This window comes from Acinetobacter sp. GG2, from assembly GCF_000292385.1.
Lineage (GTDB): Bacteria > Pseudomonadota > Gammaproteobacteria > Pseudomonadales > Moraxellaceae > Acinetobacter > Acinetobacter seifertii.
Window position 1 is genome coordinate 85,293 of the sequence record NZ_ALOW01000025.1, and the last position, 16,982, is coordinate 102,274.

Here is a 16,982-nt window from a genome sequence, read left to right on the forward strand (position 1 = left end):
GAGAAAAATGTATGAATCTAGAATATACGCATAAACCAGACTATTACTTGTTCGCGCAATTACTCGTGCGACATATAGAAAGCTATATTCAAAAACATCCAGATGCAGATAATGCCATTTTTGACTTGAGAGATGTCTATGAAATTTTTAGACAAGATTTCGCGTCAACCACGACAAACCTAGAAGGCATTTTACATATTGCAGATTCATATAAAGTTGAAACTTTGAATGGAGACCAACCTCTTATTCAAAAATATCAAATTGATGCTAAAAATAATTCGCTGTTAATTGACTTTAATACCGATGCTCTTAACAGTCTAAGAAGCGGCAAACCGATTTTAGAGCCTGACGCGACTCAACTATAAATCAGCCAATAAAAAAAGCACCTTATGCAGGTGCTTTTTTATTGGCTTTTAATGGGGGTTGTTTAAATCGATGTGCTGGCCAAGTCATAATAAAACGTGCCCCACCCAAACTTGGGCTTTCATCAACTTTAATTTCACCACCAAACCAGTAAGCAATACGACTTACAATTGAAAGTCCCAGACCATAACCACCAGAGGCACGCGTACGGCTGTCATCTAAACGAGCAAAGGCTTCAAATACACGCTTACGGTCTTGTTCAGGGATACCCGGCCCATCATCTTCAACACAAACAAAAGCCATGCCATCACTGTGAATACCACCAGTAATACGCACTTTATTATCACAATAACGAACTGCATTGCCGACCAAGTTTTGTACAACACGGTGAAGGTAACGACGCTCTGCATCCACCTTGACATATAAAGGGGGTGGAACGAGCTCAATCTCTTTCTGCGTTTTTAAGGCTTCAGTTTCAACAGCAACCTGATCCAACACTTCAAAAAGTACAATTTCTGCAAAATCTAACGAAGGTGTGCCCTGCTCTAATTTTGCATAAGTCATGATTTCATCAATTAAAGTATTGAGTGCTTCAATATCTTTATCAATCATGTCGACCTGATGCATACGATGATTGTAGTCATCTTCTTCGGCCAACATTTCCGTACCAAAGCGTATACGTGCTACTGGCGTTCTCAGTTCATGAGATACAGCTCTCATTAACTCACGTTGAGCTTCAATTAAACGTTGAATATGATCAGACATATTGTTATAGCTTGAAGCCAAGTTTGCCATTTCGTCACTTCCTTCAATAGGAACACGCAATGACAAATCCCCCGATTTCATACGGTTTAATGCATAACGCACTTGTCGAATTTTGCGCTCTAACGGCAAAATCAAACCATAAACACCTAAACTTAATAAGAACAAGCTAAATAAGGTAATACCCGCAGAAAGCTGTAAAGGCATCCAGTTAAACATTGGAACAGGGCCTAACACCAAAACTTGCGTAGGGTGGTTCGGAATTGGAGAGACAATCGAAATAGTTGTACCACGTACTGTTGCACTATCTTTGTACAACATGACACTTTGGTCTTGGCGTAACCGTCCAATCTGTTCAGAATCCAGATTTATATCTTGAATGTTTTGAATATTGATTGGATATGAGAAATGTTTTTGAATCTTGGCAAGATACTCTTGTTCCTGACCCGGATAAAACATGAGATAGTCAAGTACAAAAATAGGAAGAGCCTTCATTTGGCGTTCACTAATTTTGTCGACTTTTATAGATAGATAATGTTGTGGGTCGTCACGCAAGCCAATAATCACATAAGCAATGCTATTGCTTGCATCGTAACGAACTACAGATTTTTGTGCTTCGATCCGCTTTTTCTCGGTTCGAGACAGTTCAACCTTACTTGCATCGGTATAGTAAATTGGAAGTTCGAGCAAATCAGATGCGTCAGAAATCCAATCTATCTTTTGCTGCTTCCCAGGTTGTCGAGCGACCCCTTCACTAATGACATAAGAAATACCATCAGTTAAAGATTCTCGGTATTCTTGCGCGCGTTGGTAGTTGATAATTTGTACCAGTAAATACCCAAAAACAGCCACCAAAACAACAAGAATTACCAGCCCCGCATATATTCGCAGGAATATACTGTGTTTAAACACTCGACCAACCTTATAGGAAGTTTAATCAGATTTTACAATCCATTGGTTTCTTTAACAAACAAGTAACCTTTACTACGTACAGTTTTAATACGTTTTGGATTTTCAGGATCATCACCAATTTTTGGACGAATACGCGAAATACGCACATCGATTGAACGGTCTTGACCATCGTATTCGATACCACGTAAACGTTCGAAGATATCTTCGCGCGATAAGATACGACCAGCGTTTGAAGCAAGTAACCATAACAAGTCATATTCAGCACTTGTAAAGTCAACAAGTTCACCGTTTAACGTTACAGAGCGGCCGCCATTGTCGATGACAAGGTCGTCAAACTCAATACGTTGTGCAACTTCATCTTCAACAGTTTTATCTGTGCGACGTAATAGTGCACGAATGCGCGCTAACAATACACGTGGCTGAACTGGTTTAGCGACATAATCATCAGCACCCATTTCCAGACCAAGTACTTGGTCCATGTCTTCAGTACGTGCAGTCAACATTAAAATAGGTTGATGGTAATGTGGACGAACTTCACGACAAACGGTTAAACCATCGGCACCTGGCAACATGACATCCAAGACCACAAGATCTGGTTGCTCACTAATAATACGACGAATTGCACGGTTACCATCAGTTTCCACACCAACTTCCAAGCCGTTGCGGATTAAGTATTCTTGAGTTAATCGTGCTAAACGCTCGTCATCTTCAACGATCAGAATCTTTGGTAACTTTTCTTCTTGGCTCATATCATTGCCCCTATAAATCTCATTACATGCATCTTAAAAATCTTGCAGATACATTCGTTTATCATTTGCAATATACACACGTTTACATTGTAAACAAGTAGGCGTTCACCAAACTGATACATGACAACCATGTTTTGTTGCATTTTATTAATCTTTGAATTTCCAAGTATTTTTAATATCTGTTTATTGTTATTAAAAGTCATAATCTATTCATATTTTCTATGTATGAATATTAAACAAATTATTTCTTGGCGGAGTTTAAATTCATTCAAGTGCTTGTTTTTTGAGTTATCCACAAAGTTATCTATAAGCGTTTTTTAATAGCTTTGCTATGCTATCTCCCGACAAATCATACAGATAAAAAATTACTAAAAAGTCAAGATTGATCTAGCTTAAAAAATCCCGTATCTTGTGTTGAAAATAAACTTTAACTACTAAGTCTTGTGTTTATCCCTCAAATATCGTGGCATGTTTTTTGCTCGGTTCAAACGGTCTATGAACATAACAAAAGTGACAATGGAGCTATGCTGGCATGAGCGTAATTACTTCGACTCCCGGTCAAATTCAGGTGATTAAACGCACTGGAGATGTTGCTGCATTTGATGCAGATAAAATTTCTGTTGCGATTGGTAAAGCTTTTCTTGCTGTGGAAGGTCAACAGAGTTCGGATTCTAGCCGTATTCACGACCGTATTACCCAGTTGACGGAAATGGTTTTAAATACATTTACTCGCCGTTTACCATCGGGCGGTACGATCCACATTGAAGAAATTCAAGATCAAGTAGAACTTGCTTTAATGCGTACTGGGGAACAAAAAGTTGCCCGCGCTTATGTGATTTACCGTGAACAACGCGCTAACGCTCGTCAGCAAACAAACTCAAACCACCACCCTACTTTACAAGTTACTGACGCAAACGGTCAGCTTCAGCCACTTGATTTAAGTGCACTACAAGCTACAGTTTCTAAAGCAGCTGAAGGTTTGGAAGGTATTGACGTTCAAGCGATCGTGGATGAAACCGTTAAAAACTTATATAACGGCGTAAAAGAAAGCGATATTGCTACAACCATGATGATGGCAACACGTACCCGTATTGAACAAGAACCAAACTACACTTACGTAACTGCACGTTTGCTCTGTAATGAATTAGTGGGTACAGGTTTAGCTTTCTTAGGTCTACCAACTGATACTGCTGAAAACAATGCACTCGAAGCATTCTTGAAAAAAGGTGTAGAGCTTGATTTGCTTTCACCTGACTTGCTTGACTTCGACTTAGAAAAATTAGCAGCAGCAATTCAACCAGAACGCTCTAATCAGTTTACCTACTTAGGTTTACAAACTCTATTTGACCGTTACTTCATTCACTCAAACGGCGTTCGCTTCGAATTACCACAATTATTCTTTATGCGTGTGTCAATGGGTCTTGCACTCAATGAGCAAGATAAAGAAGAGCGTGCAATCGAGTTCTATAACTTATTGTCTAGCTTCGACTATATGGCTTCTACGCCTACCCTGTTTAACTCAGGTACATTACGTCCACAGCTTTCAAGTTGTTACTTAACAACGATTGGCGATGACCTTTATGACATTTATGGCGCAATGCGTGATAACGCTATGCTTTCTAAATGGGCTGGCGGTTTAGGTAATGACTGGACACCTGTACGCGCCTTGAACTCTTATATTAAAGGTACAAACGGTAAGTCTCAGGGTGTTGTTCCATTCTTGAAAGTTGCGAACGATACTGCTGTTGCCGTAAACCAAGGTGGTAAGCGTAAAGGTGCTGTATGTGCATACCTAGAAACTTGGCACTTAGACATCGAAGAGTTCTTAGAGCTTCGTAAAAACACTGGTGATGACCGTCGCCGTACACACGACATGAACACTGCGAACTGGGTTCCAGACTTGTTTATGCAACGTGTATTTGAAGATGGTGAATGGACACTCTTTACCCCTTCTGAAACTCCAGACTTGCACGACTTAACTGGTGCTGAATTTGCTGAGCGTTATGCTTACTATGAGTCTGTAGCGAAAGAAACTAACATGCTACACAAGAAAGTACGTGCTAAAGATTTATGGCGCAAAATGCTTTCTATGTTGTTTGAAACTGGTCACCCTTGGATCACGTTCAAAGATGTATGTAACTTACGTTCACCTCAACAACACGTTGGTGTAGTTCACTCATCTAACCTATGTACTGAAATTACCTTGAATACAAATCAAGACGAAATTGCAGTATGTAACTTGGGTTCGATTAACCTTGTACAACACGTTCAAGGTGGTGTGTTAGACCGTGAGAAGTTAGCTCGCACAATTAAAACAGCAGTACGTATGCTCGATAACGTTATCGACATTAACTACTATGCTGTACCACAAGCGAAAAATTCTAACTTGAAACACCGTCCTGTAGGTATGGGTATCATGGGCTTCCAAGATGCGCTATACGAAATGGGTATTGCTTACGGTTCAGACGCTGCTGTTGATTTTGCAGATGAATCAATGGAAGTGATTAGCTACTACGCGATTGAAACTTCAAGCAACTTGGCTGTTGAACGTGGTTCTTACTCAACATTCAAAGGTTCATTATGGGATCAAGGTATCCTTCCAATCGACTCTTTAGAAATTGTTGCGAAATCTCGTCCAGAGCGCATGTTCGAAGTTGACCGTACTCAACGTTTAGACTGGGACACTTTACGTGCCAAAGTTCAAAAAGACGGTATGCGTAACTCAAACGTGATGGCAATTGCTCCAACGGCAACCATCTCTAACATTTGTGGTGTTTCTCAGTCTATTGAGCCAACATTCCAAAACTTATATGTGAAATCTAACCTGTCTGGTGAGTTCACTGTTATTAACCCTTACCTTGTTCGTGCCTTGAAAGACCGTGGTCTTTGGGACACAGTAATGGTTAACGACCTTAAACACTTTGAAGGTTCAGTACAAAAAATTGCTCGTATTCCTGAAGAATTAAAAGCAATCTTTGCTACTGCGTTTGAAGTAGATACACGTTGGATCGTTGATGCTGCATCACGTCGTCAAAAATGGATTGATCAAGCTCAGTCACTTAACCTTTACATCTCTGGTGCAAACGGTAAGAAACTTGACATCACATACAAGATGGCATGGTTACGTGGTCTTAAGACGACTTATTACCTCCGAGCTTTAGGTGCGACTTCTGCTGAAAAATCTACAATTAACACAGGTGCTTTAAACGCAGTTAAACCTGCGACTGTTGAAGCAGCTCCAGTTGCTGCCCCTGTTGTAGAAGCGAAGAAACCAGAAGCAGCGGTTGAAGAAGAAGGCTTTACCCAAGCAGCTCCTGTACCAATGGCTTGCTCAATCGACAACCCTGATTGTGAAGCTTGCCAGTAACATTCAATAAAATTGCTCTTTTTCACTAAAGAGCAATTTTAAAAGAGGTAAAGATTATGCTTTCTCATCTCAGCCATAATTATATGCTTGGTGTTGGAGTATTAATCTTTGCCTTTATTTTCTTTTATATGCCGATGGTTTACGCATTCATTACGATACGTAAGCAACAGCGTAAGCAAAATAAGTTGTAGTGAGTAGAGACCAAAGGCCCAAAATTTGGTCATACCTTAATAAAACTTAATTTTGTTTACACATTAAAAGCGTATAGTAGGGACATCTTCGTTTAAGAGATGTCAAATATAGATATATACAACGAAGAGAGAACAAAAATGTCTATCCTTAGTTGGGACGATTTTGAAGATGATTCGCAAAAACCGGCTGCACCTGAACACAAGTCTGCGGCCATCCAACCGGAAAAAACGCCAGATTCGCAGAATGTATCTACTGCGCAGCCATCATCGCCGAGCGTGGCAGCTCCACAATCCGCTGGAACCCATTCCGTGCGACCAACAGTTGCCTCCGATACGATGGCTAGAGCCTCTGCAGCCTTAGAACATTTAGACGTTGCTCCTGGCCTTGAAGAGCTAGAAATGGGCGCGCAACGCGTTCAGGTTGACGACAAAGCCATGATTAACTGTCGCGCTGACTTGAACCAGCTTGTTCCATTTAAATACGAATGGGCTTGGCAGAAGTATCTTGACGGGTGTGCAAACCACTGGATGCCACAAGAAGTTAACATGAACCATGACATCGCGCTTTGGAAGTCTGAAAATGGCTTAACCGAAGATGAGCGTACTATTGTTATGCGTTCTTTAGGTTTCTTCTCGACTGCGGACTCTTTGGTTGCAAACAACCTAGTATTGGCGATTTACCGTCACATTACTAACCCTGAATGCCGTCAGTACATCTTACGTCAAGCGTTTGAAGAAGCAATTCACACTCACGCTTACCAATACTGTATCGAATCTTTAGGTATGGACGAAGGCGAAGTCTTCAACATGTACCGCGAGATTCCATCTGTTGCACGTAAAGCATCTTGGGGTCTTAAGTACACTCAATCTTTAAGTGACCCTACTTTCCACACTGGTACTCCTGAGAACGACCAACGTTTACTTCGTAACTTGATCGCATTCTACTGTGTACTTGAAGGTATCTTCTTCTACTGTGGCTTTACTCAAATCTTGAGTATGGGCCGTCGTAACAAGATGAACGGTGTTGCTGAACAGTTCCAATACATCTTGCGTGATGAGTCTATGCACTTGAACTTTGGTATCGACATGATTAACCAAATCAAGATTGAGAACCCTCACCTTTGGACTGCCGAGTTCCAACAAGAAGTGATTCAAATGATTCTTGAAGGTACTATGCTTGAAATCGAATATGCACGTGACACAATGCCACGTGGTGTATTGGGTATGAATGCAAGCATGATGGAAGAATACTTGAAATTCATCTGTAACCGTCGTTTATCTCAGTTAGGTTTACCAGAGCAATTTGCTGGTGTAACGAATCCATTTGCGTGGATGTCTGAGATGATGGACTTACGTAAAGAGAAGAACTTCTTTGAAACTCGCGTAACTGACTACCAAACTGGTGGTGCGTTAAGCTGGTAAGTTTCGACTTAGTTAATTAAGAAAAAACCGCTATCTATCTAGCGGTTTTTTCTTGGCTTGTATTTATTAAACTTTTTTCAAGATGCTAAATCTTGATCATATATATGCAGATTTTCAGTAATCTTATTAAATTGCCAGCTTCTATATGTATCCCTTACCACGTTTTCACTCAAATTAATTTTAAATGAGTTTAATGAAAACTTTACTGATTCTATAGTTACTTTTTTCAGAATCCACTATCACTTTATTGAAATTTATAAATTGATATTAATTAATTGATTTTATTCCACTACAGGCATCAATATATTGATTAATATTTTCTATAAAGCAGTATATGTATTTCATCCTTCATTATTAAAAAATAAAATAAATTCAAGAGTAAAATTATTAACATCTAAATCAATTAGTTTAGGCACCCATAATAATGGATCTATACTGTTAAAGCGTATTTAACAATAATAGATATTCCAGATAGCAGTACAATAAAATTAATAATTTTCAAGAATTGCTGCTTAGACAATTTGAGTGTAATTCGCTTGCCAATGAATGCACCTATCAACATCGATGGGATAAACAGAAGTGCAAGTGACAATAAGTTATCAGAAAAATACACACCTGCTGTAGTAAATAGAATGACTCGAAAAACCGTACTGCATCCAATTAATGTTGTTTGAGTGACACGGATTTTTTCTGGAGTTTCGATTCGCCCATTGAGGTAAATTGCATATAAAAACCCACCACTACCAAACATAGCCCCTAAAAAACCACCAGATAAGCCAAAAGGAAAAACAAATTTTTTCTCTAGTTTTTTCTGTGGCTTAAAGCCACTTAATGAGTAAATCGCATATAAAAGAGTAAATATACCAAATGCTAGCAGTGCGTAACTTGCATTAACTCTCATCAGCAGTATAAAGCCAAGAAAACTACCGACAAACATAAGTGGTATTAGAAATTTTAATTCAGAAAAGTCTGCCTTCTTACCATCTTTAATGACATTTGAAATGGCAGCGAACATATCTAGTAAAGCTAATAGTGGAATAATTTGTGAAAGAGGCAAAAAGTTAAGTAATACAGGACTCGCAATTAATGCAGTTCCAAAACCCACCATTCCAAAAATAATATAAGAGCACACTATTGTTATTAACATTATTGAAAGTTGCAGTACTGAAAAATCTTCTAAAAGATACATTTAAAATTCCATTTTTGATTTTTAACCAAGCCAAACTACACTAAAATATAAATTATCACATAAATATTAGATAATTTTATCAAACATTAAAATATTTAATACTCATTTTTTTTGATTATTTCTTTGTTATAAAAATTTCGCTGTAAAAAATAAATTTCATTATAAAAGGATAATTCAAGAATGAACTCTAAAGTAATCATCAATGGAAATGTTGATTGTAAAGAAACGATTAGTGCTGAGTTAGATGAATTCATTACTAAAATGAATGATCATGAAATTTTCCAAAACAATTATTTCAAGCATTTGACTTCTACTTCATGGACGCCAGAATCATATATCTTATTTCGTGACAACTTCTTCTATCGTACCGAGCTAACCGTAAAAGGGATTGCTCATGTATGTTCGCGATCTGCTTTTGAAAACGATATGGACACTCTAGTCCTATTCACCCACATCTTAAGTGAAGAAACAGGTATGGGTGAAAAAGCCAAGTGCCATGAAATCTTTATGGAGAATGCGCTGAATGTATTTGGCGCCGCAGAATACAATCTTCCAGAGATGAAGGTTCAACAAGCTAAGAATAGTGATCGAATCATCGCAGAGACATTGCAGTATCGAGATACTATCCAAGGTTTGATTACGGGTAGTTATCCTCGCATGTTGGGAGCAGTCATGGCCCTAGAAAACCATGCTGATAAGATGCTTACCGTATTCCGCGAAGCATTCCGATTCAATAACAAAAACCTTGATCCAAGTGAATTCATTAAGAAAGTTGAGGTCTATTTCAACGCCCATATCGAAAATGGCGTCGAAGATCGTCATGCTCAAGATGCTAAACAGTGTGTCCATAACAACTGTAATAACCAAGAAGATCTTGATGAGATTAAGTTTGGTGCAAATGAAACATTGAAAGCCCAGCTTAAGATGTGGAATGCAATGTTTGATCAAGCTGTATCACTTTAATTAAAAAGGATTTTTGAGGTTTCACCATGCAAAACTTAGGTATTTCACAAGCAGCCTTGAATTTACGTGAATCAATTACACACGGAACTAAGGCGAAAATTTTAGAGTTAAATAAAAAGTCTAGCGCAGATGATCAGGTCATTGATTTAAGTATTGGTACTTTGGATGAAAAAACCAATAGCGGTATTGATGATGCAGTTAAGAGTTATATTTCAAATAATGCTGCAATTATCCATGAGTTTGCCCCAGTTAAAGGTTTCCCTTTCTTACGAAAGGCTATTGCTGAGCGTGTGAAGCGTTTACGTGATATCAGCTTCAATCCAGATACTGAAATCATGGTCACTCCTGGCGGTATTAAAGGTGCTATCACCGTGGTATTTCATACACTTATAAATCCAGACGATGAAGTGATTTACCCAGTACCAAACTGGCCTCATTACGCAGACATGATTGAATTGCACTTAGGTAAAGCTAAACCAATCTATGTCAAAGACTTTTATAACCAAGCGATTGATGTAGTTGAGTTAGAAAAAACCATTACTGATAAGACCAAAATTATCATTCTTGGTGACTGCCTAAACCCTTCTGGCAAAATTTATACTCGTGATGAATTAGAGTCGATTTCAAAAGTAATTTTGACTGCCAATGCAGAACGTTTGTCAAAAGGTCTAAGCCCAATCTATGTGCTTTTTGATTGTCCGTATGAATCACATATTTTGAATACTAAGCCTGCAAACATTTCAAATATTACCCAGCAGTTTAAAGACCAAACACACTCTATGTGGGACTACACCATTTATATTACCGGTCCCGGTAAAACCTATGGAATGCACGGCGACCGATCTGGATATATTTGTGCTTCGGACAAACTGATTAAAGTTATGGAAAAGGTACAGGTAAATTTAAACTCATTTGCTTCGACCTATGCCCAAATTGCGACACATGAAGCAATGCAAGAATACATGGATGACGTTGCAAAGAAACGTGCAGTAGTTGCCAGACAGAACATGCAGACATTCATTGAAGACTTGAAAAGCTGCACTGGTTTAGAAGTGACTGAGCCTGAAGGTGGATTTTTCTTATTCTTAGACTTGTCAAAGTATGGCGACAAAATCCAAAAGCTAGGATTTGATTCAGCCGATCAATATCTTTTGGAAACAGCAAAAGTTGCTTCTATTGGAGGCATGCATTTTGGTGAAAACATCGATAGCCTTCGACATTACATTCGCATGAATTGTGGACGTGATCCAGTGACTCTAAAGGCAGCCGCAGCACGTATTAAAGAAGCCCTTCAGAAATTGAACTAACTCATATTATTCAGGAAGTTAATTTTTAACTTCCTGAATTTACATTTTTATGGACGATATTACTTTGAAAAAGTTCTGTATCATTGGAATGGGATTCTCAGGTACGTGTACCTTCATCAGCTTTGTAAAAAAATTACTAAATCACGAGATTGATCATAAGTCATGCTCTATTACTCTTGTTGAAATGCGTGAATCTCTTGGACATGGGAATCCATACGACAAAGACGAATTATTGGCTGGTCATTTGTGTAATAACCCTGCCCATTCAATGTCGCTTTGGGATAACGACTTTGTGGATTGGATGGCAGAAAATAAAAACCATCTGATGACTCATTACCCCCACCTAGTTTATAAGAAATCTTTGGCTGGTGAATCGCAAGTCTTCCCCGATCCTAACGCTTTTTACCCTAGAGCTTTGTTTGGTATCTATCTGAATGATAGATTCAAAAAATACCTAGAATTAGCCAAATTAAATCGTATAAAAGTTGAAGTTTACAATGGCTATGAAGCTATCGATGGCTACGAGGCTAAAGGCGGTTATAATTTAGTTATTAAGAATCAAAACTTAAATCGAACCATTGAATTAAAAGGATTTTCTAAGCTGTTACTGACTATCGGACACTGGACTGCCAGTCATTTAGACTCCAAACAGAGTTTATTCGTAAAACCATATCCTTTTCAAAAAGTCTTAATGAGACTTAATGACATTATGAAACAAGATTATAAGCCAAATGTTCTTGTTCGCGGTATGGGCCCTAGTGGCGTTGATACCATCATCACTCTATTTAGCGAAGGATCTTTTGCAACTGAAAACGGAACCTTCTCAAGCTATCAAAAGGCCGTGACAGATGAAAACTTCAAAGCCTATGTTGCTAGTCGTTCGGGATACTTCCCTGCGGTACGAGGCAATAAGCCTAACTATGACTTTAAGTATTTCACTCATGAATCTTTCCCTGAGTTGCAACAGCACTTAAATCAGGTTTTATCACTAGATGATATTCTTCATCTGCTTGATCTTGAGCTTAAAAATGCAACTAACGGTGAAGTGTCATTCAATGATTTGTGCAACTTGAAATTTGCCAATGCTTATGAAAAGTTGAAATACGATCTGGAGCACCAAGAGCTTAATGACTTAATTAATATGATCATTCTTAAAGTACGAAGAATGAAGTTTTACCGCTATTTAAGCAGTCATGATAAAAAACGCTACGACCAAGAATTTGATCACTTATTCATTCGCCTTGCTGTACCAATCCCACTGGAAAATGCACAAAAGCTGAAATGCCTATTTGAAGCTGACCTACTTCAATCACTCAAACTCGGCTATAACAGCAAACCTCTAAAAATAATGGATAGCCATGTACAGCTCATTGATGATCTAGGGCATTCATTTGATTTTGATCTTGTGGTGAATACGATCAGTCAAGACTTTGATATCTATAAACATCCATCAGCATTGGTTAAATCATTGTTAGAGCAAAAGAATATTGTCCCGAATATGGAGGATGAATATAACACTGGAGGTTTGATGCTGGATGGCTTAGAGACCTACAAACTGATGGAAAACCGTAGAGGATTTATAAAGCCCTCGGAGTATTTTTACTCTTTTGGTGTGCTTACCCGCTACTGGCAGAATGAACGTAACTTTTCCAAAGCGATTGTTGATGCTGCTGATTCTGTCTCGACTGATTGGGTTGAATTGTTTCAAAAGCATCTCAGTGAACCCATATTTACGCCAGAACAACTTTATAAAATTAGTTAATCGGACGAGGAAAATGATCAATGGAAATGCATCAGTTTTGTTATGACCGTGATATTAGGATAGTGCTGTGTAATTTAAAAGATAGCCTGTTTCCATTTCATAAGCATACTCATATCCCAGATCTTGTGTACTGCTCAAAAGGTGCTATTCAGGTTGAGTTACCAGATTTGCAGCAGAAATATATTGTTAATCAGGGTGACTTTTTTCAAATTCCCCCCAATGTTAGACACAGATTTGCAAATAAAGATATTGAGGTTGAAAGCCGTTATATCATTCTTCAAATTGGAGAATTTAGTATTGAATTTTTTAAAAATATTGAAGAAATAGAACCACTACTTGCCAATATTGAACCTAAAACTCGACTGAGTTCAGATATTTTTATTAAGGACTATAACGCTGACATTCAATATATTATTGAAGACTTTAAAAACAATAGAAAAAAGGAAATTAGTACCGAGGAACAAGCCGACATTATTCAAGCATTAGAAGTATTTTTGCAGAATGGATATAAGTCAAAATTTCCAGAGAAATCGTACTTTTTTGCTTAATCCAACTGCGTGTTAGTCATGCAAAGCATCGTTATATATTCAAGCAGACTCCTGAAGTTCCTTGTTATAACTTATGCTTTGCATTTCCTGTAATCGTGAATACGTTCTTTGAAATTCAAATTTAAGCCTCTCACCTTTATATAATTGATTTAATGGTTGTGAAGCAGCAAAGTATAGTTTGATTTTTTGATCATAAAGTTCATCAATCAAATAAATAAAACGTCTCACAGTATCATAAATTCTATCTGTTAAATCACCAATTCCACTGATGAGCACATAGTCATATTGCGTTGCTATCTCAATGTAATCAGCTGGGCTTCTGGCTTCTCGGCAAAGGTTTTCAAAGTCGAACCAGATCACATTCTTATAGCAAGATTTAACCTCGACTGATCTATGGTTGATCATAATGCTCGTCTTGAGTTCTTTCTGGTTATTTGTAAGCTGCTGGTAAACCGAATGAAGCCATTGTTCTGATTCTTGATTTAATGGAAATCTATAGAAATGGTCATTGGCGTTGCTTTCTTTAATGGTTCTATAATCGAGTTGATTACCGATTTTCAAGACTGTGCAATTCTTATTGATATGATCTATGGTCTCTAAAAATCTATCGCGATTTAAACCATCTTTATAAAGATCTTCCGGATCAATATTCGAGGTAGCAACCAATATCACTTTCTTTGAAAATAGCAGATTAAATAGATTTGAAAGTATCATTGCGTCGGCAACATTTGATACAAAAAACTCATCAAAGCAAATGAGCTTATAGTTGCTTGCTATGTCATTAGCAATCAGCTTTAAAGGATCTTTATTTCCCCGATAGGCAATAAGCTGCTTGTGAACATCTTTTAGGAAATGATGAAAATGCACTCTCATTTTCTTTTTAAAATTAAGAGAGTTATAGAATAAATCCATAATCCATGTCTTGCCTGTTCCTACACTTCCCCACATATATAGACCTTTAATCTGGGGACTAAAGAAATGACTAGACTGGTTTTCAATTTTATTCCAAATCTCATTTAATGTTTCAATAGCTTGTCGCTGAGACGGATCTGCAAGAACAACGCCATTATCAATCATAGAGTTGTATATCTCGAGTGGACTTTGACCCTCATGCTTAAGCATCTTCATTCCCTACGGTAGCCAAGATTGTTGTTGAGTGCTTAATAATAATATCATTCATTATTGAAACTGCTGGAGAAAGATAAGAAAGCTGATGCCAGTATAATGGAATCTTAATTCTATATTCTTTCGAAATTTCCTTTATGCCCTGATTCGATAAATCCTGATTTATCTTGCATATAGGCATTATTCCGTAGCCCATATCACAAGCAAGCCCAGAAATATAAGAGTCAGTTGAAGGAATAATATGAAAAGGAATCATTGATTTTTTGAGTCCGAAGTTAGATTCTAAAAAATCGAAATATATTCTTTCATTTTCATTAAATAAAACTAAAGGAGCTAAACGCAGACTCTCTCTATTAATTCCATTTTTAAACCATTTATTAATAAAATTCTCTGAGGCAACTAGGCAATAAACCATATTACCTAAATATACACTTGTACACCCTCTAATTATCTCAGACTCGGAAGTAATGCAGGCCTGAACCTCTCCTCTTTTTAAGAGTTCGATGGTATTACAAAGCGTATCAATTTTTACATCTATTGTAATAGCCTCAGACAGACAGTACTTGGCTAATATAGGGAAAAGCAATGACTCAAATGTACCGATACTCGCAGCAATGGGTAACGGCTTAAATTTATTATTATCGATGACCGATTTTAAAAAAACATTCTCTAATAAAGACACTCGTTGAAGATAAGCAAATAACTCAGCTCCAAATGGTGTTGGTTTACATGGTCTTTCTCTAACTAATAATACATTCCCTAATCGTTCCTCTAATAATCGAACTCTTTGAGAAATCGCTGACTGAGATACACATAACTTTTTACCAGCTTTTTCGAAACTTCCTGTTTCAACGACGGCCGAAAAGGCATCGCATTTAGTTTTGTCTAGCATTTTTAAATGTTATCTATATTAATTAAATTTATATTCATTAATCATAGTAATGGGTATGGCAATACGAAATACTACAATTGTATTACTTCTGCTAAATAATCATTATTTATTTTAATTAAATGAGTAACACACATGCAATTATTTAGTAAAACTAATAAAATCCCAATTAAATTCAATATTAATTTAAATGCAGTATCTAACTCCCAAACTGGTGGTGCATTAAGCTGGTAAGTTTAAGTGTTATCAATGAAAAACGACAATTGAAATTATTCTAAACAAAAGCCATCTCAGTGGATGGCTTTTGTTTTTATAAACTTAAATCATTTCACCCCAAGGTACACAAGGAGTCATTAAAGCTCTTTTAAAGGCTTAGAGCTTTACAACAACTCTACCTCTTATTTTTCCATCTAAAATTTCATTTGAAAAATTTAAGGCATCACTTAACTGAATTTCAGTCGTTACTGCTTCCAATTTCGTTTTATCTAATTCTGTAACTAAACGCTCCCAAGCTTCTTTTCTTAGCTCGATTGGTGCCATAACACTATCAATTCCATACAACGTAATTCCTCTCAGGATAAATGGAGCAACTGTTGCAGGGAAATCCATTCCACCCGCCAGACCACAAGCAGCCACCGCACCACGATATTTTGTACTAGCACATGCATTTGCTAAAGTATGACTACCCACAGTATCAATCACACCTGCCCAAATTTCCTTATTTAGCGGCTTTCCTTGTGAAGATAATTCAGCGCGATCAATAATTTCGCTTGCCCCTAAACTCGTTAAATATTCTGATTCTTGGGGTCTACCAGTTGATGCTGTAATCTCATAGCCAAGGTGACTCAAAATAATAATGGCAATACTACCCACTCCACCATTTGCACCTGTTACTAAAATTTTTCCATCACTTGGTTTGATACCATGCTTTTGCAAAGCCATGACACACAGCATAGCGGTATAACCTGCTGTACCAATAATCATCGTATCTTTAAAAGAAAAAGCAGAAGGTTTCTGTATGAGCCAATCACCTGAAACAGTCACTTGTTCAGCTAATCCGCCAGAATATTTTTCACCAACACCCCAGCCATTTAATAGAACTTCATCGCCTTGTTTCCATACTGGATGTTTTGATTCAATTACAACACCTGAAAAATCTATACCTGGTGTTAGTGGAAAACTACGTACTACCGGAGAGCGCCCAGTAATGGCTAAAGCATCTTTATAATTTAATGTTGAATATTTTACTTCAACTGTAACCTCTCCTTCTTGTAAAGGCTTTGGACTAATCTCAGCAACCTTTGCCAGATAACCAGCATCATCTTTAGTGATTACGATACCTTTATACATAGAACTTCCTCTCTATTTAATTAGACCAACTGTCTAGAATTAATTAAAAAATAAATGCAGACATCTGCATTTATTTTTTAATT

The 16,982-nt window shown here is 37.5% G+C and carries 15 protein-coding genes; 8 read left to right on the forward strand and 7 right to left on the reverse strand.

Translation table 11 applies throughout. The features are described from left to right. The first annotated feature begins 11 nt into the window (after positions 1-11). A complete protein-coding gene (locus tag B554_RS0104215; RefSeq protein ID WP_004703515.1) occupies positions 12-365 on the forward strand; it encodes a hypothetical protein in 354 nt (117 codons plus the stop codon). A gap of 22 nt (positions 366-387) precedes the next feature. On the opposite strand, the gene bfmS is transcribed toward B554_RS0104215, so the two are convergent. From bfmS to B554_RS0104230, 3 genes are read right to left on the reverse strand one after another with little or no spacing between them, the layout of a single operon-like run. Continuing rightward, positions 388-2,037 (reverse strand): sensor histidine kinase BfmS, encoded by a 1,650-nt coding sequence (gene bfmS, locus B554_RS0104220; RefSeq protein ID WP_019457084.1) that lies wholly within the window; start codon positions 2,035-2,037, stop codon positions 388-390. A 32-nt stretch (positions 2,038-2,069) separates the two neighbouring features. After that, entirely contained in the window at positions 2,070-2,786 is a 717-nt protein-coding gene (gene bfmR, locus B554_RS0104225; protein ID WP_000076440.1) for a response regulator transcription factor BfmR, read from the reverse strand. Then, positions 2,783-2,989 (reverse strand): hypothetical protein, encoded by a 207-nt coding sequence (locus B554_RS0104230; protein ID WP_019457085.1) that lies wholly within the window; start codon positions 2,987-2,989, stop codon positions 2,783-2,785. The genes bfmR and B554_RS0104230 overlap by 4 nt, the downstream gene beginning before the upstream one ends. 329 nt (positions 2,990-3,318) lie before the next feature. On the opposite strand from B554_RS0104230, the gene B554_RS0104235 reads away from it, so the two are divergent. The 3 genes from B554_RS0104235 (at position 3,319) to B554_RS0104245 (ending at position 7,766) form a co-directional block, all read left to right on the forward strand. After that, positions 3,319-6,153 carry a ribonucleoside-diphosphate reductase subunit alpha gene (locus B554_RS0104235; protein WP_019457086.1) on the forward strand — a complete coding sequence of 945 codons (2,835 nt, stop codon included), beginning with the start codon at positions 3,319-3,321 and terminating at the stop codon, positions 6,151-6,153. Positions 6,154-6,209: 56 nt separating this feature from the next. Then, positions 6,210-6,344, forward strand: a complete 135-nt coding sequence (locus tag B554_RS0104240; RefSeq protein ID WP_002120013.1) for a hypothetical protein — start codon at positions 6,210-6,212, stop codon at positions 6,342-6,344. A 138-nt stretch (positions 6,345-6,482) separates the two neighbouring features. Then, positions 6,483-7,766, forward strand: a complete 1,284-nt coding sequence (locus tag B554_RS0104245; protein WP_004703550.1) for a ribonucleotide-diphosphate reductase subunit beta — start codon at positions 6,483-6,485, stop codon at positions 7,764-7,766. A gap of 430 nt (positions 7,767-8,196) precedes the next feature. On the opposite strand, the gene B554_RS0104250 is transcribed toward B554_RS0104245, so the two are convergent. Next, a complete protein-coding gene (locus B554_RS0104250; RefSeq protein ID WP_004703552.1) occupies positions 8,197-8,955 on the reverse strand; it encodes a sulfite exporter TauE/SafE family protein in 759 nt (252 codons plus the stop codon). 180 nt (positions 8,956-9,135) lie between these two features. On the opposite strand from B554_RS0104250, the gene B554_RS0104255 reads away from it, so the two are divergent. The 4 genes from B554_RS0104255 to B554_RS0104270 are packed head-to-tail and all read left to right on the forward strand — an operon-like array spanning position 9,136 to position 13,535. Beyond that, positions 9,136-9,918, forward strand: a complete 783-nt coding sequence (locus B554_RS0104255) for an iron-containing redox enzyme family protein (RefSeq protein WP_019457087.1) — start codon at positions 9,136-9,138, stop codon at positions 9,916-9,918. A gap of 26 nt (positions 9,919-9,944) precedes the next feature. Next, a complete protein-coding gene (locus B554_RS0104260) occupies positions 9,945-11,225 on the forward strand; it encodes a pyridoxal phosphate-dependent aminotransferase (protein WP_019457088.1) in 1,281 nt (426 codons plus the stop codon). Between the two features lie 49 nt (positions 11,226-11,274). Next, positions 11,275-12,987 (forward strand): FAD/NAD(P)-binding protein, encoded by a 1,713-nt coding sequence (locus B554_RS0104265; protein WP_019457089.1) that lies wholly within the window; start codon positions 11,275-11,277, stop codon positions 12,985-12,987. 20 nt (positions 12,988-13,007) lie between these two features. Then, on the forward strand, positions 13,008-13,535 hold the full coding sequence (locus tag B554_RS0104270) for a cupin domain-containing protein (protein WP_004703559.1): 528 nt from the start codon (positions 13,008-13,010) through the stop codon (positions 13,533-13,535). A 39-nt stretch (positions 13,536-13,574) separates the two neighbouring features. On the opposite strand, the gene zapE is transcribed toward B554_RS0104270, so the two are convergent. The 3 genes from zapE to B554_RS0104290 form a co-directional block, all read right to left on the reverse strand. Then, complete coding sequence (gene zapE, locus B554_RS0104275; RefSeq protein WP_319795919.1) at positions 13,575-14,663, reverse strand: cell division protein ZapE; 1,089 nt, start codon at positions 14,661-14,663, stop codon at positions 13,575-13,577. Further along, positions 14,650-15,552 (reverse strand): ArgP/LysG family DNA-binding transcriptional regulator, encoded by a 903-nt coding sequence (locus B554_RS0104280; protein ID WP_019457091.1) that lies wholly within the window; start codon positions 15,550-15,552, stop codon positions 14,650-14,652. Before B554_RS0104280 ends, zapE begins: the two co-directional genes overlap by 14 nt. A 369-nt stretch (positions 15,553-15,921) precedes the next feature. Further along, a complete protein-coding gene (locus B554_RS0104290) occupies positions 15,922-16,899 on the reverse strand; it encodes an MDR family oxidoreductase (protein WP_019457093.1) in 978 nt (325 codons plus the stop codon). Positions 16,900-16,982 lie beyond the last annotated feature (83 nt).

Excerpts from the sequence above, each read along its gene's own strand:
- B554_RS0104215 (WP_004703515.1), top strand. The coding sequence starts at position 12 with ATGAATCTAGAATATACGCATAAACCAGACTATTACTTGTTCGCGCAA.
- bfmR (WP_000076440.1), bottom strand. The coding sequence starts at position 2,786 with ATGAGCCAAGAAGAAAAGTTACCAAAGATTCTGATCGTTGAAGATGAC.
- B554_RS0104230 (WP_019457085.1), bottom strand. The coding sequence starts at position 2,989 with ATGACTTTTAATAACAATAAACAGATATTAAAAATACTTGGAAATTCA.
- B554_RS0104235 (WP_019457086.1), top strand. The coding sequence starts at position 3,319 with ATGAGCGTAATTACTTCGACTCCCGGTCAAATTCAGGTGATTAAACGC.
- B554_RS0104240 (WP_002120013.1), top strand. The coding sequence starts at position 6,210 with ATGCTTTCTCATCTCAGCCATAATTATATGCTTGGTGTTGGAGTATTA.
- B554_RS0104245 (WP_004703550.1), top strand. The coding sequence starts at position 6,483 with ATGTCTATCCTTAGTTGGGACGATTTTGAAGATGATTCGCAAAAACCG.
- B554_RS0104250 (WP_004703552.1), bottom strand. The coding sequence starts at position 8,955 with ATGTATCTTTTAGAAGATTTTTCAGTACTGCAACTTTCAATAATGTTA.
- B554_RS0104255 (WP_019457087.1), top strand. The coding sequence starts at position 9,136 with ATGAACTCTAAAGTAATCATCAATGGAAATGTTGATTGTAAAGAAACG.
- B554_RS0104260 (WP_019457088.1), top strand. The coding sequence starts at position 9,945 with ATGCAAAACTTAGGTATTTCACAAGCAGCCTTGAATTTACGTGAATCA.
- B554_RS0104265 (WP_019457089.1), top strand. The coding sequence starts at position 11,275 with ATGGACGATATTACTTTGAAAAAGTTCTGTATCATTGGAATGGGATTC.
- B554_RS0104270 (WP_004703559.1), top strand. The coding sequence starts at position 13,008 with ATGGAAATGCATCAGTTTTGTTATGACCGTGATATTAGGATAGTGCTG.
- zapE (WP_319795919.1), bottom strand. The coding sequence starts at position 14,663 with ATGAAGATGCTTAAGCATGAGGGTCAAAGTCCACTCGAGATATACAAC.
- B554_RS0104280 (WP_019457091.1), bottom strand. The coding sequence starts at position 15,552 with ATGCTAGACAAAACTAAATGCGATGCCTTTTCGGCCGTCGTTGAAACA.
- B554_RS0104290 (WP_019457093.1), bottom strand. The coding sequence starts at position 16,899 with ATGTATAAAGGTATCGTAATCACTAAAGATGATGCTGGTTATCTGGCA.